General features: G+C 65.4%; 15 protein-coding genes. 13 read left to right on the plus strand and 2 right to left on the minus strand.

Annotated features, from left to right (window positions below; translation table 11 throughout):
- Positions 1-71: 71 nt before the first annotated feature.
- From LHL23_RS13270 to LHL23_RS13330, 13 genes are all read left to right on the plus strand, one after another.
- Positions 72-734 (plus strand): amino acid ABC transporter permease, encoded by a 663-nt coding sequence (locus LHL23_RS13270; RefSeq protein WP_226430200.1) that lies wholly within the window; start codon positions 72-74, stop codon positions 732-734.
- An 11-nt stretch (positions 735-745) separates the two neighbouring features.
- Entirely contained in the window at positions 746-1,408 is a 663-nt protein-coding gene (locus LHL23_RS13275; RefSeq protein WP_226430201.1) for an amino acid ABC transporter permease, read from the plus strand.
- Positions 1,405-2,127: an amino acid ABC transporter ATP-binding protein gene (locus LHL23_RS13280; protein ID WP_226430202.1), complete on the plus strand. Its 723-nt coding sequence runs from the start codon at positions 1,405-1,407 to the stop codon at positions 2,125-2,127. Before LHL23_RS13275 ends, LHL23_RS13280 begins: the two co-directional genes overlap by 4 nt.
- A 65-nt stretch (positions 2,128-2,192) precedes the next feature.
- Positions 2,193-3,152 (plus strand): dihydrodipicolinate synthase family protein, encoded by a 960-nt coding sequence (locus tag LHL23_RS13285; protein WP_226430203.1) that lies wholly within the window; start codon positions 2,193-2,195, stop codon positions 3,150-3,152.
- On the plus strand, positions 3,143-4,093 hold the full coding sequence (locus tag LHL23_RS13290; protein WP_226430204.1) for a 4-hydroxyproline epimerase: 951 nt from the start codon (positions 3,143-3,145) through the stop codon (positions 4,091-4,093). The genes LHL23_RS13285 and LHL23_RS13290 overlap by 10 nt, the downstream gene beginning before the upstream one ends.
- 65 nt (positions 4,094-4,158) lie before the next feature.
- Positions 4,159-5,220 carry a TRAP transporter substrate-binding protein DctP gene (gene dctP, locus LHL23_RS13295; RefSeq protein WP_226430205.1) on the plus strand — a complete coding sequence of 354 codons (1,062 nt, stop codon included), beginning with the start codon at positions 4,159-4,161 and terminating at the stop codon, positions 5,218-5,220.
- A 53-nt stretch (positions 5,221-5,273) separates the two neighbouring features.
- Positions 5,274-5,810, plus strand: a complete 537-nt coding sequence (locus LHL23_RS13300) for a TRAP transporter small permease subunit (RefSeq protein WP_226430206.1) — start codon at positions 5,274-5,276, stop codon at positions 5,808-5,810.
- A 4-nt stretch (positions 5,811-5,814) separates the two neighbouring features.
- Positions 5,815-7,125 carry a TRAP transporter large permease gene (locus LHL23_RS13305; protein WP_226430207.1) on the plus strand — a complete coding sequence of 437 codons (1,311 nt, stop codon included), beginning with the start codon at positions 5,815-5,817 and terminating at the stop codon, positions 7,123-7,125.
- 11 nt (positions 7,126-7,136) lie between these two features.
- Positions 7,137-8,387, plus strand: coding sequence for an NAD(P)/FAD-dependent oxidoreductase (locus tag LHL23_RS13310; protein ID WP_226430208.1), 1,251 nt, complete (start codon positions 7,137-7,139; stop codon positions 8,385-8,387).
- Between the two features lie 24 nt (positions 8,388-8,411).
- Positions 8,412-9,515, plus strand: a complete 1,104-nt coding sequence (locus LHL23_RS13315) for a cis-3-hydroxy-L-proline dehydratase (RefSeq protein ID WP_226430209.1) — start codon at positions 8,412-8,414, stop codon at positions 9,513-9,515.
- A 12-nt stretch (positions 9,516-9,527) separates the two neighbouring features.
- Complete coding sequence (locus tag LHL23_RS13320) at positions 9,528-10,553, plus strand: trans-3-hydroxy-L-proline dehydratase (RefSeq protein WP_226430210.1); 1,026 nt, start codon at positions 9,528-9,530, stop codon at positions 10,551-10,553.
- 143 nt (positions 10,554-10,696) lie between these two features.
- Positions 10,697-11,377, plus strand: a complete 681-nt coding sequence (locus tag LHL23_RS13325) for a GntR family transcriptional regulator (protein ID WP_226430211.1) — start codon at positions 10,697-10,699, stop codon at positions 11,375-11,377.
- Between the two features lie 128 nt (positions 11,378-11,505).
- Positions 11,506-13,026 carry an aldehyde dehydrogenase (NADP(+)) gene (locus LHL23_RS13330; protein ID WP_226430212.1) on the plus strand — a complete coding sequence of 507 codons (1,521 nt, stop codon included), beginning with the start codon at positions 11,506-11,508 and terminating at the stop codon, positions 13,024-13,026.
- 94 nt (positions 13,027-13,120) lie between these two features.
- Here the strand turns inward: LHL23_RS13330 and LHL23_RS13335 are convergent, their stop codons facing one another.
- Together LHL23_RS13335 and LHL23_RS13340 are read right to left on the minus strand one after the other, a co-directional pair.
- Entirely contained in the window at positions 13,121-13,414 is a 294-nt protein-coding gene (locus LHL23_RS13335) for a DUF1330 domain-containing protein (RefSeq protein ID WP_226430213.1), read from the minus strand.
- 67 nt (positions 13,415-13,481) lie between these two features.
- Positions 13,482-14,167: cytosine permease (locus tag LHL23_RS13340; protein ID WP_226430214.1), on the minus strand; the 686-nt coding region annotated here is incomplete at its 5' end.

Genomic DNA, 14,167 nt, shown 5'->3' on the forward strand with positions numbered 1-14,167 from the left:
CCCAACAGAAACCCGCCCCTGCCAGCCGCGCTCTCCCGGCGGCAGGCAGGGGCCAGGGAGCATAACCCCACATGTTCGACTACAATTTTCACTGGCGGCCGGTGATGAAAAGCCTGCCGGACCTGCTGGAGGCGGCCTCCCTGACGCTGCAAGTAGCGGTGCTGGCGATGGTGCTTGGCATCGTGATCGGCCTCTGCCTGGCGCTGGCGCGGCTGCACCTTCGTGGACCGGTCTACTGGCTCGCCACCGCCTGGGTGGAGCTGGCCCGCAACACGCCTGCGCTGTTCCAGCTGTTCTTCTTCGGCTTCGGCCTCGGCGCCTTTGGCCTGCACCTATCGCCTTATCTGATCGTGCTGGCAGGTCTGACCTTTAACTGCGCGGGCTACCTGGCGGAAAACTTCCGCGGCGGCTTCAAGGCCGTGCCGGAGACCCAGATCCGCGCCTCCCGCAGCCTTGGCATGACGCCCTGGCAAGCCTATAGCCGCGTGGTGATCCCGCAGGTGTTCCGCATCGTCTACCACCCGATCACCAACCAGATGGTCTGGGCGGTTCTGATGTCCTCGCTGGGGATGCTGGTGGGCTTCCGCGAACTGTCGGGCGAAACACAGTTCTTTGCCTCCCGCACCTTCCGCATCTTTGAATATTTCGCGGTCACGGCGGTGATTTACTACGCCATCGTCAAGGTGATCCTGCTCAGCTCGCGGCTGATGGCCGCCCGGCTGTTCCGGTACTGAGGGGGCACTTCATGGAACCGACACTTAAGTTTTTCAGCGGCTTTGCCCCCAATGACCTCTGGTTCATGGGCGAGGCGGCGCTGCGCACGCTGTGGATTTCCGTCCTGTCGATCTCGCTTGGCACGGTGCTGGGCACCCTTTTCGGCTGGGTGCTGTACGAGGGCCGGCGCGCAGCCACCCTGACGCTGGCGCCGGTGCTGGACGTGTTCCGCTCCGTGCCGCTGATCATCCAGCTGGTGCTGTTTTACAACTTCGCCCCGATCGTCGGGCTGAACCTCGATCCCTTTGCCTCCGGCACCGTGATCCTGACCGTCTATACCGCGGCGCTGGTGGCCAATGTGGCCCGCGGCGGGATTGAGGCGGTGGGCGCCCCGATGCGCCGCGCCGCGCGCAGCCTCGGCATGAGCTACTGTCAGGATCTGCGCCATGTGGTGCTTCCGATCGGCGGGCGGGCGGTGTTCCCCTCCTGGGTCGGCGTTGCGCTGGGGGTGATGAAGGACAGCGCGCTGGTCTCGGTGCTTGGCTATGTCGAGCTGCTGAAGGCCAGCCAGATCCTGATCACCCGCACCCAGGAGCCGTTCCTGATCCTGGCCCTGGCCGGCGCCTTCTACTTCGCGCTGTCCTATCCGGTCTCCCGCTACGCCACACATCTCGAAAACAGGTGGGCCCAATGATTTCCATCCGCGACCTTCACAAGTATTTCGGCGCTCTGCACGTTCTGAAAGGCATCGACCTGGATGTGCAGAAGGGCGAGGTGCTCTCTGTCATCGGCGCCTCCGGCTCCGGCAAATCAACGCTGCTTTACTGCATCAACGGGCTGGAGATGATCCAGGACGGCGCTGTCACCGTCGACGGCACCGATGTGCATGCCAAGGGCACCGACATCAACAGACTGCGCCAGAAACTGGGCATGGTGTTCCAGCAGTGGAATTCCTTCCCGCATCTGACAGCGCTGGAAAACGTGGCGCTGGCGCCGCGGATCGTCAAAGGCAAGTCCAAGGCTGAGGCCCGCGAAATTGCCGCTAAACAGCTGCAGCATGTGGGACTGGGCGAAAAGCTGGATGTCTATCCCAGCGCCCTGTCCGGCGGCCAGCAGCAGCGTCTGGCGATTGCCCGCGCGCTGGCGATGGAGCCCGAATACATGCTGTTTGACGAGGCAACCTCCGCCCTCGACCCCGAACTGGTGGGCGAGGTGCTGGATACCATGCGCCTCTTGGCGGATGAGGGCATGACGATGATCTGCGTCACCCATGAGATGGGCTTTGCCCGCGATGTCTCCGACCGGGTGGCCTTCTTCCATCAGGGCGTGATGGAGGAGATCGGCCCGCCCGCGCAGATCTTCGGCGACGCCCAGTCCGAACACACCCGCAAGTTCCTCGCCAACGTGCGCTGACCCCTTCCCCCGCAGGCTGCCGTGCCTCCCAGCGGCGGCCTGCCCCTAACTGGAGAAATTGGATAATGTCTACAAACGTCTTCACCGGCACCATGCCGGCCCTGATGACCCCCTGCAACCCGGATCGCACGCCGAACTTCGACGCGCTGGTCAAAAAGGGCGAGGAGATGATCGCCGCGGGCATGTCGGCGGTGGTCTACTGCGGCTCGATGGGCGACTGGCCGCTGCTGACCGATGAACAGCGGATGGAGGGCGTTGCCCGCCTGGCCGCCGCCGGGCTGCCGGTTGTGGTCGGCACCGGTGCGATCAACACCAAATCCGCCGTAGATCACGCCCGCCACGCACAGGAGGTCGGCGCGGCCGGCCTGATGGTGATCCCGCGCGTCCTGTCCCGCGGCACCTCGGTTGCGGCGCAGAAGAACCACTTCAAGGCCATTCTGGACGCAGCGCCGGACGTGCCGGCGATCATCTACAACAGCCCCTACTACGGCTTTGCCACCCGCGCCGAACTGTTCTTTGCCCTGCGCGCCGAGCACAAGAATCTGATCGGCTTCAAGGAGTTCGGCGGCAAGGACGACCTGCGCTATGCCGCAGAGCATATCACCAGCCAGGACGACCAAGTGACGCTGATGGTCGGCGTCGACACCGAGGTCTACCACGGCTTCGTGAACTGTGGCGCCACCGGCTCCATCACCGGCATCGGCTGTGCGCTCCCCAAGGAAGCGCTGCTGCTGGCGCGCCTGTCAAAACTGGCGGCTGAAGGCAGCGCCGAGGCCCGCCTGCGCGCGCAGGAGCTGACCGACGCAATCCATGTTCTTTCGACCTTCGACGAGGGCCCGGACCTGATCCTCTACTACAAGCACCTCCTGGTGCTTAACGGCGAAGAAGACTACCGCCTGCATTTCAACGAGACAGACGAGCTGTCGGACGCCCAGCGCAACTATTGCGAACAGCAGTACACGCTGTTCCGCACCTGGTTTGCGGACTGGTCGGCGCAGGGCGGGATCATCGCCGAATGCATGTAGTCGACAGCCATACCGGCGGCGAGCCGACCCGGGTGATCCTGGAGGGCGGTCCCGATCTGGGGACCGGCCCGCTGGCAGAGCGCGCCCGGCGGCTGGCAGAGGAGCACATGGGCTTCTGCCACGCCGTGATGCGCGAGCCGCGCGGCCAGCCCGCCATGGTCGGCGCGCTGCTGGTGCAGCCCACCGATCCCACCTGCGCCGCCGGTGTCATTTACTTCGACGCCGATGCGGTGCTGGGCATGTGCGGGCATGGCACCATCGGGCTGGCGGTAACGCTGGCCCATCTGGGTCTGATCACCCCCGGCAGCCACCGCATCGAAACCCCCGTTGGGGTGGTGACAGTGCTGCTGGAGGACGCCAATACCGTCACCGTCACCAACATCGAAAGCCGCCGCGTCACCGCGGCGGCCGAGGTCGCCCTGCCGGACGGCAGCACCGTGACGGGCGATGTCGCCTATGGCGGCAACTGGTTCTTCATCGTCGAGCCCAGCCCGCTGCCGCTGCGCAGGGAGAACATCCGCGCGCTGACCGATCACGCCATCGCCATCCGCACCGCCGCCAATGCGCAACGCGTGGGCGGCGAAAAGGGTGAGCCGATCGACCATGTGATCTTCCAAGGCCCCTCCCCCCGCGCGGGCATCCACAGCCGCAACTTCGTGCTGTGCCCGGACGACACCTATGACCGCTCCCCCTGCGGCACCGGCAGCTCCGCCCGGCTGGCCTGTCTGGCGGCAGCAGGGCGGCTGCAACCGGGCGAGGAGATCATCCAGGAAAGCATCATCGGCTCTCCCTACCGGCTTTCCTATCAGCCGGGGGTGAACGGCGGGGTGATCCCGACCCTCAGCGGCCAGGCCTTTGTGATGGGCGAGGGCAAGCTGTTCTTCAGCCCCGATGATCCCTTCCGCGGCGGGATTTCCAACAGCGCAGAGGCCACCGCCTGAACCAATTCAACCAGGGCCCGGGACGAAAACCCGGGCCGCATTCCAGCAGAAGAGAGGTCCCTAACATGAAATTCACATCCGCAATCGCCGCAGGCTTCAGCCTGGCCCTGGCAACAGCCGCCACCGCGGCGGAGGTTGAATGGAAGATGACCGCCGCCGTCGGCGAAGGCTCCTTCCTCTACCAGAACTTCATGGAGCGTTTTGCAGGCAACGTCGAAACCCTGACCCAAGGCCGGGTTGAGATCCAGCCATTCGGCGCCGGTGTTCTGGTGCCCGCCTTTAAGGCGCATGAAGCAGTGCAGGAAGGCATCGTCGAGGCGGGCCATTCCACCCCGTCCTATCTGGTGAACCAGGACCCGACCAACGCGATCTTTGCCTCCTTCCCCGGCGGCATGTCGCCCGAGGCGACCCTGCACTGGATCTACGAGGGCGGCGGCGAGAAGAAGCTGCAGGACTTCCGCCGCGAGGAGATGGGGCTGCACAGCCTGGTCGTCGGCATCGGCACCTCTGAGGTTATGGCCCATTCCAACGTCGAGATCAAAACCGTCGAGGACCTGAAAGGTGTGAAATACCGCACCTCCGGCGCCTTTGCCGCGGTGATGAAAGACGACTTCGGTGGCGTGCCGACCGTGGTGCCCGGCAACGAGATCTACACCCTGCTGCAGCGCAAGGGCGTTGATGCCATCGAATGGTCCACCCCCGGCGCCAACTTCTCCGAAGGCTTCCACGAGGTGGCGCCCTACATGATCATGCCCGGCGTGCACCAGCCCTCTTTCCTGTGGGAGGTTTTCGTCAAGGCTGAAACCTGGGACGCGCTGCCCGAAGACCTGCAGGGGCTGATCGAAGCCTCCGCGCGCCTGTCGACCTATGAGGGCTACACCCGCTTTGGCGACGCCGACATCAAGGCGATGGCCGACTACCGCAAGACCAAGGTGCAGATGGTCCAGATGGAGCACGCCGAATCCGAGAAGCTGCGCGAGGCCGGCCGCAACTGGGCCCGCGCCCGCGCTGCGGAACTGGCCGAGGGCGGCAACGCCCGGATGCAGGAGGTTCTGGACAGCTACCTGGCCTATCAGTCCAGCTGGGCCGAGAACTCCGTCTACCTGGTGCGCGACGCCGCAGAATGATCCTTTGCGCGGGCCGGGGTAACCGGCTCGCGCCTCCCTGCCCGGAGGTTTTTATGCATTTCTTCAAAACCGGCGTTGAAGGGCTGTCGGCCCTGCTGGGCGCGGCTGGCCAGCTGACCATTCTCGCCATGATTACGGCCATGCTTTACGAGGTCGCCGCCCGCTACGTCTTTGGCGCCCCGACGCTCTGGGCCTTTGACATTTCCTATATGCTGAACGGCTCAATCGTCTTCCTGGGCGCGGCTTATTCGCTGCGCAAGGAGGTGCATGTGCGGATCGACTTCCTGTCGCAGAATTTCCCGCTGCGCGTTCAGCAGTTGCTGAACGCCGCGGTCTATGCGCTGCTGATGGCGCCGATCACCGGCGCGCTGACCTGGGTGACCGCGTCCAAGGCGCTGAAGGCGTTTCAAACCGGCGAGGTGGAGACCGTCAGCCCCTGGGCGCCGCTGATGTGGCCGTTTTATTCGGTGATTGCGCTCGGCCTTTTTGCCTTCTGCCTGCAGTTCCTGCTGGAGGCGCTTTTGTATCTGCGCGGCGAAAAGTTACCGGGGCAAACCCCCGATGATCACCACAGCGCGCCGGAGTCCTGACATTATGATCCCCCTTCTGATGTTTGCCGCCCTGTTTGCGCTGGTCTTTGCCGGCATCCCCGTGGCGTTTTCGATGATGATCGTGGCGGTTGCCTTTGGCTATTCCGTCTTTGGCGACATGCTGTTCCTGCAGCTTTACGGCCCGCTCTTGCACACCGCGTCCAACTTCGTGCTGGCGGCGATTCCGCTGTTCATCTTCATGGGCGCTGTGCTGGAACGCTCCGGCATTGCCAAACGGCTGTTTTTTGCGCTGCAGATCTGGCTGGGCGGGCTGCCCGGCGGGCTGGCGCTCTCGACCATCGCCATGTGCGCGATTTTTGCCGCCGCCTCTGGCGTTGTCGGCGCGGTGGAGATCGTCGTCGGGCTGATGGCGATCCCGGCTATGCGCGCGGCAAGCTACAAAAACGACCTGATTGCCGGCACCATCTGCGCGGGCGGCTCGCTCGGCACCATCATCCCGCCCTCAGTGATCGTGGTGGTCTATGCCTCCATCGCGCAACTGTCGATCGGGCAGTTGTTCGCGGCCTCGATCCTGCCCGGCGTGCTGATGGTCGTTTTCTTCGTGGGCTACGTGCTGCTGCGGAGCCTGCGCCGCCCGCAGGACGCGCCGGTGCTGCCGCCTGAGGGCCGCGCCATGCCGGTGGGCCAGAAGCTGAAGATCACCGTCACCGCGCTGGTGCCGCCGCTCCTGCTGATTGTCATGGTGCTGGGCTCACTGCTGGCTGGCGCCGCCTCCGCAACAGAGGCCGCCGCCGTGGGGGCTGCAGGCACGCTGGTGCTGACGCTCCTGTTCCGCGAACTCACTTTCACCATGCTGGGCGAGGCCCTGGGCGTCACCCTGCGCATCACCGCGATGATCATGCTGATCGTGGCGGGTGGCACCATGTTCACCTCGATCTTCGCCGTCACCGGCGGCGGCGGGCTGGTGCGCGATACGGTGGAGGTCATCGGCTATGGTAACGCGGGCCTCATCACCTTCCTGCTGCTAGTAGTGTTCTTTGCAGGCTTTGTCCTGGACTGGGTGTCGATCGTGCTGATCTTCGTGCCGATCTTCGCGCCGCTGGTGCGCAGCGCGGGCATTGATCCCGTCTGGTTTGCCATGCTGGTGCTGGTGGTAATCCAGACCTCCTACCTGACCCCGCCGATGGCGCCCTCAATCTTCTACCTGCGCTCCATTGCGCCCAAGGACATGACCTACGGCCACATGTACCGCGGCGTGCTGCCATTTGTTGCCGCACAAGGCCTGGTGCTGGCGGCGCTCCTGCTGGTGCCGGAGCTGGCCACCTGGCTGCCTTCCCTGCTGGTCGGACTGTGATAGGACCTGACATGACCGCAAAAGACTCGGACGATATCCTCGTCATCGGCGCCGGCATCATCGGCCTCAGCGCCGCGCTGGAGCTGCAGAAACAGGGGCATCAGGTGCGCGTGCTCGACCGCACCGGCGTCGCGGCAGAGGCCTCGGCGGCCAGCGCCGGCGCCTTTGCCTTTACCGACATCGTGCCGCTTGCGACGCCGGGCATCATGCGCAAGGCGCCGAAGTGGCTGCTGGATCCGCTGGGGCCGCTGTCGGTGCCGCCCGCCTATGCGCTGCAGATCGCCCCCTGGATGCTGCGGTTCTGGCGCGCCAGCTGGCGCAGCCGCTACCAGGCCGCGCTGCAGGCGCAGGTGCTGTTGATGGCGCACTCCCGCGCCGCGCTGGAACGCCAGATTGCCGATGTGGACGGCGAGGCGCTGATGCAGCGCGAGGGGCAATTGCAGCTCTATGAAGGCGAGGCTGCATTTCGCGCCGCCCTGCCCGACTGGCAGCTGCGGCGTGAACACGGCATCCGCTTCGACCTGCTGCGCAGCCCGGAGGTAATCGCCGAAATTCAGCCCGGCCTGGCCCCGCATTTCACCCATGCTGCCTTCACCCCCGACTGGATGAACACGGTGAACCCCAAGACCTGGGTGGAGCATCTGGCGCAGGCCTTCCTCGCCCGGGGCGGCCGCATAGACACCGCTGAGGTGACGGCCCTGCGCAGCGAGGGCGGCAAGACCCTAGCCCAGACCAAGGACGGCCCGGTCCCTGCATCACAGACCGTGGTCGCCTGCGGGGCCTGGTCGCATCATCTGGCCCGCACCCTGGGCGAAAACATCCCGCTGGAAACCGAGCGTGGCTACAACACCACCCTGCCCCCCGGCGCCTTTGGCCTGAAAACCCATCTGACCTTCCCGGCGCATGGCTTTGTGATCACACGGATCAGCGGCGGCGTGCGGGTTGGCGGCGCGGTTGAACTCGGCGGGCTGAAACTGCCGCCGAACTACCGCCGCGCGGATATCCTGCTGCAGAAGGCCAAGCAATTCCTGCCGAACCTCGATACCTCCGGCGGCACCCAATGGATGGGTTTCCGCCCCTCGATGCCCGACAGCCTGCCGGTGATCAGCCGCTCCGCCTGCGCAGATGGCGTGATCTATGCCTTCGGCCACGGCCATCTGGGCCTGACCCAGGCCGCCGGCACCGCCGAGCTGGTTGCCTCTCTCGCCGCAAACACCCCCGCCGCGCTGCCGATGAAGCCCTATTCCGCCACCAGGTTCTGACCCGCCGCTGAAAGGAGCCGCGCCATGAAAATCACCCAGCTCACCGTCTATCAGGTCGACCTGCCGCTGAAGGAAGGCCGCTACAGCTGGTCGAACGGCAATTATGTCGATGTCTTTGACAGCACCGTTCTAGAAATCAGCACCGACGAGGGGCTGACCGGCTATGCCGAGTGCTGCCCGCTGGGCTCCGCCTACCTGCCCTCCTTCGCGCGCGGCGTGCGCGCCGGGCTGGCGGAACTGGCACCGCATCTCATTGGCCAGGACCCGCTGAACCTGGGCCAGATCAACCGCACCATGGACGCGGCCCTGCGCGGCCATCCCTATGCCAAGGCGCCGGTCGACATTGCCTGCTGGGATATCTTGGGCAAGGCCACTGGCCAGCCGGTCTATACCCTGCTGGGCGGTGCCGCGCAGGAGGATGTTGTGCTCTACCGCGCCATCAGCCAGGAGGACCCGGACACCATGGCCCGCAAGATCGAGGACTACGCCGCCGAGGGCTACACCAAGTTCCAGCTGAAGGTCGGCGGCGAGGCCAATGACGACATCGACCGCATCCATGCCACCCGTGCCGTGCTGAAGAAGTCCGACCTGCTGGTGGCCGACGCCAACACCGGCTGGACCCGGCACGAGGCTGCACGGGTGGTGGGCGCCATCGCGGGCCTCGACGTCTATGTGGAACAGCCCTGCCTCACCTACGAGGAAAGCGTCTCGATCCGCCGCCGCACCGCGCTGCCCTTTGTGATGGACGAGGTGATCGACACCCCCAACACGCTGGTGCGCGGCATTGCCGAGGACGCAATGGACGTGATCAACCTCAAGATTTCCAAGGTCGGCGGCCTGAGCCGCGCACGGCTGATGCGCGATCTCTGCGTGGCGCATGGCATTCCGATGACCATCGAGGACACCTGGGGCGGCGACATCACCACCGCCGCCATCGCCCATCTGGCCCGCTCCACCCCGGCGGAGTTCACCTTCTCCGCCACCGACTTCAACAGCTATGGCACCGTTGACATTGCCCGCGGCGCGCCCAAGCGTGTGAACGGGCGGATGACCGCCCCGGATACGCCCGGCTTGGGGATCACCCCGATCTTCGAGACCCTGGGCGAACCGGTTGCCCGCTATTCCTGAGGAGGCCTGCGGATGCGCAGCAGCAAGACCATCCATGTGATCTCCGCCCATGCAGAGGGCGAGGTGGGCGATGTAATCGTTGGCGGCGTCGCACCGCCGCCGGGCGAAACCCTGTGGGAGCAGCGCGCCTTCATCGACCGCGACCAGACCCTGCGGAACTTTGTCCTGAATGAACCCCGCGGCGGCGTGTTCCGTCATGTGAACCTCTTGGTGCCGCCCAAGCACCCGGAGGCCGACATGGGCTTTATCATCATGGAGCCGGAATACACTCCGCCAATGTCCGGCTCCAATTCGATCTGCGTCTCCACCGTTCTGCTGGACGGGGGCATCCTGCCGATGCAGGAGCCGGAAACCCATTTGGTGCTGGAAGCCCCCGGCGGTCTGGTGCGGGTGCGCGCCGAATGCAGGAACGGCAAGGCGGAGCGGATCTTCGTGCAGAACGTGCCAAGCTTCGCCGGTGAGATCGGCGCTTCCCTCGATGTGCCGGGCATTGGCACACTGACCGTCGACACCGCCTATGGCGGCGACAGTTTCGTCGTGGTGCAGGCCGCTGATCTGGGGCTGGAGATCACAGAGGCAAACGCCAAGCAGATCGCCCAGCTCGGCACCCGCATCCTCGAGGCCGCCAACACGCAGCTCGGCTTCACCCACCCGGAGAACCCGGACTGGAACCACATCTCCTTCTGCGCCTTCTGCGGCCCGCTGGAACAGACGGAGACCGGCATCAGCAGCCGCTCCGCGGTTGCCATCCAGCCGGGCAAGGTGGACCGCTCGCCCACCGGCACCGCGGTTTCGGCCCGCATGGCGCTAATGCTGGCCAAGGGGCAGATGTCGCCGGACCAGACCTTTGAGGCCGTGTCGATCATCGGCTCCCGCTTCACAGGACGGATCGTGGAGCAAACCACGGTGGGCGGGCGCCCGGCGATCGTGCCGGAACTCAGCGGGCGCGGCTGGATCACCGGCATCCATCAGCACATGCTGGACCCGGACGACCCCTGGCCCGGCGGCTATCGCCTCAGCGACACCTGGGGCGCCTGACACGGCCAGGGTTCTGGATACAAAAAACCAATTGCAGGGCCGCACCACTTGTCGCCCGCGCGAAACCAGGCCAATTGCTTGAAGATACGGGGCAGACCATCTAGCGTATCCAAAATACGAACAACAAATCTGACGAGGCCCCCATGGCAGGCAAACGCGCCGTTACCCGAAGCTCCCTCCCGGAAGTGATTGCCAACGACCTGCGCGAACGCATCCTGAGCGGTGAGCTGGCCGAGGGTGAAACCATCCGGCAAGAGGCCCTGGCAGAGGAATACGATGTCTCGCGCATGCCGATCCGCGAGGCGCTGAAACGGCTGGACGCCGAAGGGCTGGTGCAGTTCACCAACAACCGCGGCGCCGCAGTCACCAAGCACTCGCTGCGTGAAATCGCCGAGATCTTCGACCTGCGCATCCTGCTGGAGGTGGACCTGTTCCGCCGTGCGATTCCGGCCATGACCACCGAGGATTTCAGCCGCTGCACCCGGATCCTCAAGGACATGGACGCGTCTTACGATGCCAATGACGTGGCCAAATGGGGCGCGCTCAATCACAAATACCACTCGGCGCTTTATGCCGCCGCAGACCGCAAGCTGACCAACGAGGTGCTGCAGGGCATCAGCCTGCATTGCGACCGCTTCATCCGGATGCACCTCAGCGTGATGAAACAGCGCGAGCCTGCCAAGAAGGAGCACCACGACCTCTTGGACCTGGCCCAGGCCCGCGATGTGGAGGGCGCCTGTGCCGCGCTGACCCATCACATCTCCCGCACCAAGGAGGAATTGCTGTCGCTGGTCGCCGAACATCGCGCCACTGCCGACAGCTGAACCGCCCTTTTCCTGCCGCTGACACGTGAACCGCCCGGTTTTCTCTGGTCAGCACCTTGCACAATTCGTATTTTGTATCCATTATCCTGTATCAATATTCACCATCCCCACGAGACAGAGGCCCGCCCATGTTCACACCGCACGGAAACCACCTGATCGCTGGCGCCTGGGTGCCCGGCGAAACCCGCTTCCCCTCCGCCCCCGCCAGCGGCCCCAGCCACGATTTCTCCGTTGGCCGCATCAGCGACGTCAACGCCGCGGTAGAGGCCGCAGAGGACGCCTTTGCCAGCTACGGCAGCACCAGCCGGGCGGAGCGTGCCGCCTTCCTCCACGCCATCGCCGATGAGATCGAAGCGCGCGCTGACGACATTACCGCCATCGGCACCCAGGAAACCGGCCTGCCGGAGGCGCGCCTGCAGGGCGAGCGCGGGCGTACCACGGGCCAGCTGCGCACCTTTGCCGAGCATATCCTCAAGGGCGATTACCTCGACCGCCGTTATGACGCCGCTCTGCCGGACCGCGCCCCCCTGCCCCGGCCCGACATGCGCATGATGCAGCGCCCGCTGGGACCTGTCGCGGTCTTCGGCGCCTCCAACTTCCCGCTCGCCTTCTCCACCGCCGGCGGCGACACCGCCGCAGCGCTGGCAGCCGGTTGCCCTGTTGTGGTCAAGGGCCACAGCGCCCACCCCGGCACCGGCGAGATCGTTGCCGAAGCCGTCCTTGCCGCGATCACCAAATGCGGCCTCCACCCCGGCGTCTTCAGCCTGATCCAGGGCGGCAACCGCGAGGTCGGCGCAGCGCTGGTGCAGCACCCGCTGATCAGGGCGGTGGGCTTCACCGGCTCGCTGGCCGGCGGCCGCGCCCTGTTCGACCTCTGCGCCGCCCGCCCCGAACCTATCCCCTTCTTCGGCGAGCTGGGGTCCGTGAACCCGATGTTCATCCTCGACGCGGCCTCGTCGGCGCGCGGCACGGAAATCGCTACCGGCTGGGCCGCCTCGCTGACCATGGGCGCGGGCCAGTTCTGCACCAACCCCGGCATCGCCGTGCTGCGCGCAGGCGCCGAGGCCGAGCGTTTCATTGACACCGCCACAGCCGCCCTGTCAGAGGTCGCGCCGCAAGCCATGCTGACCGAGGGCATCGCCAGCGCCTACCGCGAGGGCCAGCGCCAGGTTGCCGCCACCGCGGGTGTGCGCGAGCTGCTCACCACCAGCTGCGACACCCGCTCTGCCGCGCCCTACCTTTATGTGACCGAGGCGCGCACCTGGCTGGGCAATGAGATCCTGGCCGAGGAAGTCTTTGGTCCGCTGGGTCTCGTGATCACCGCCGAAAGCGACGCCGAAATGCTGGAGATCGCCCGCGCGCTGCAGGGCCAGCTGACCTGCACCCTGCATCTGGACGAGGCGGACACCGCACAGGGTCAGGCCCTGCTGCCGGTCCTGGAACGCAAGGCCGGCCGGGTGCTGGCCAATGGCTTCCCCACCGGGGTTGAAGTCTGTGACACCATGGTGCATGGCGGCCCCTACCCGGCCTCGACCAATTTCGGCGCGACCTCGGTCGGCACCCTGTCGATCCGCCGCTTCCTGCGCCCGGTCTGTTATCAGAATATCCCCGAAGCGCTGCTGCCGGCGGATCTGCGCGGCGCCAGCTGATCGCCATTGGCGGCTGCCCGGCTAGCTTGCGCGATAGCCGGGCAGCTGAGCGCTGCAGGCACAGGGCCTGACTTTCACTTGGGAACCTGATCGGTCAGGACTCTGCGCCTTCGACAATCACGATGTTGGCGATACCTGCGCCAAGGCGGTGGTTCTTGGCCGCCTGGTACTCCGGCGAGTTGTAGCAGGTCAGGGCCGCATCCAGCGTATCGAATTCGATGACCACATTGCGCGGATGGCCGTCGCCTTCAAGCTGTTCGCACTTTCCGCCGCGTGCCAGCACGCGCGCATTGAACCTGCGGAAGGCTTCAGTCGCACCTGCGGCATACAGGGCATAGGGTTCGGGATCCGTCACCGTGACATGTGCGATCCAATAGGCTTTGGGCATCAGGCAACCCTTCTGTTTGATTTCTAAGGAAAGCCCCGGAGCGGATGCGCCGCTCCGGGGCTTGGATTCACTTGTTCAGGACCTTCGACAGCACCAGATAGGCGGCACCGGCGACAAACAGGCCCACAAACCACGCATAGGTATAGATCGTGGCGAAGAAGTCCGACGTGCCGGCGGTGATGCCGACACCGGCCAGGAAACCCGGCAGGTTCGGCAGGATGCCGATCACGAGGGCCCAGACACCGGCCCAGTTGGTGCCGTTGCTGCCGGAATAGATGCCGTTCATCTTGAACAGGTCGGCCACTTCCAGCTTGGTCTTGCGCAGCAGGTAGTAGTCCGCCAGCATCACGCCCGCGATCGGACCCAAGAGCGCCGAATAGGCGATCAGCCAGCCGATGATGTGGTTCACCAGGATCCAGGGGAACATGGCGATGCCGATGCCCGCGGTGATGTAGCCGCCGCGCTTGAGGTTGATCTTGCTCGGCGCCAGGTTCGAGAACCCGTGCGCAGGTGCCACGACGTTGGCCGCCAGGTTGGTGGTCAGCGTCGCCACGATCAGGGCAAACAGCGCGATGATCACCGAAAATCCGCCCATCTTCTCGGACAGCTGGATCGGATCCCAGATCGCCTCGCCGTAGATCACCACGGTGGCCGAGGTCACGGCGGAGGCGATAAAGGCAAACAGCGCCATCGGGATCGGCAGGCCGACCATCTGGCCCAGAAGCTGGTCCTTCTGGCTCTTGGCGTGGCGGG

Source organism: Leisingera sp. McT4-56 (assembly GCF_020514995.1).
Lineage (GTDB): Bacteria > Pseudomonadota > Alphaproteobacteria > Rhodobacterales > Rhodobacteraceae > Leisingera > Leisingera aquaemixtae_A.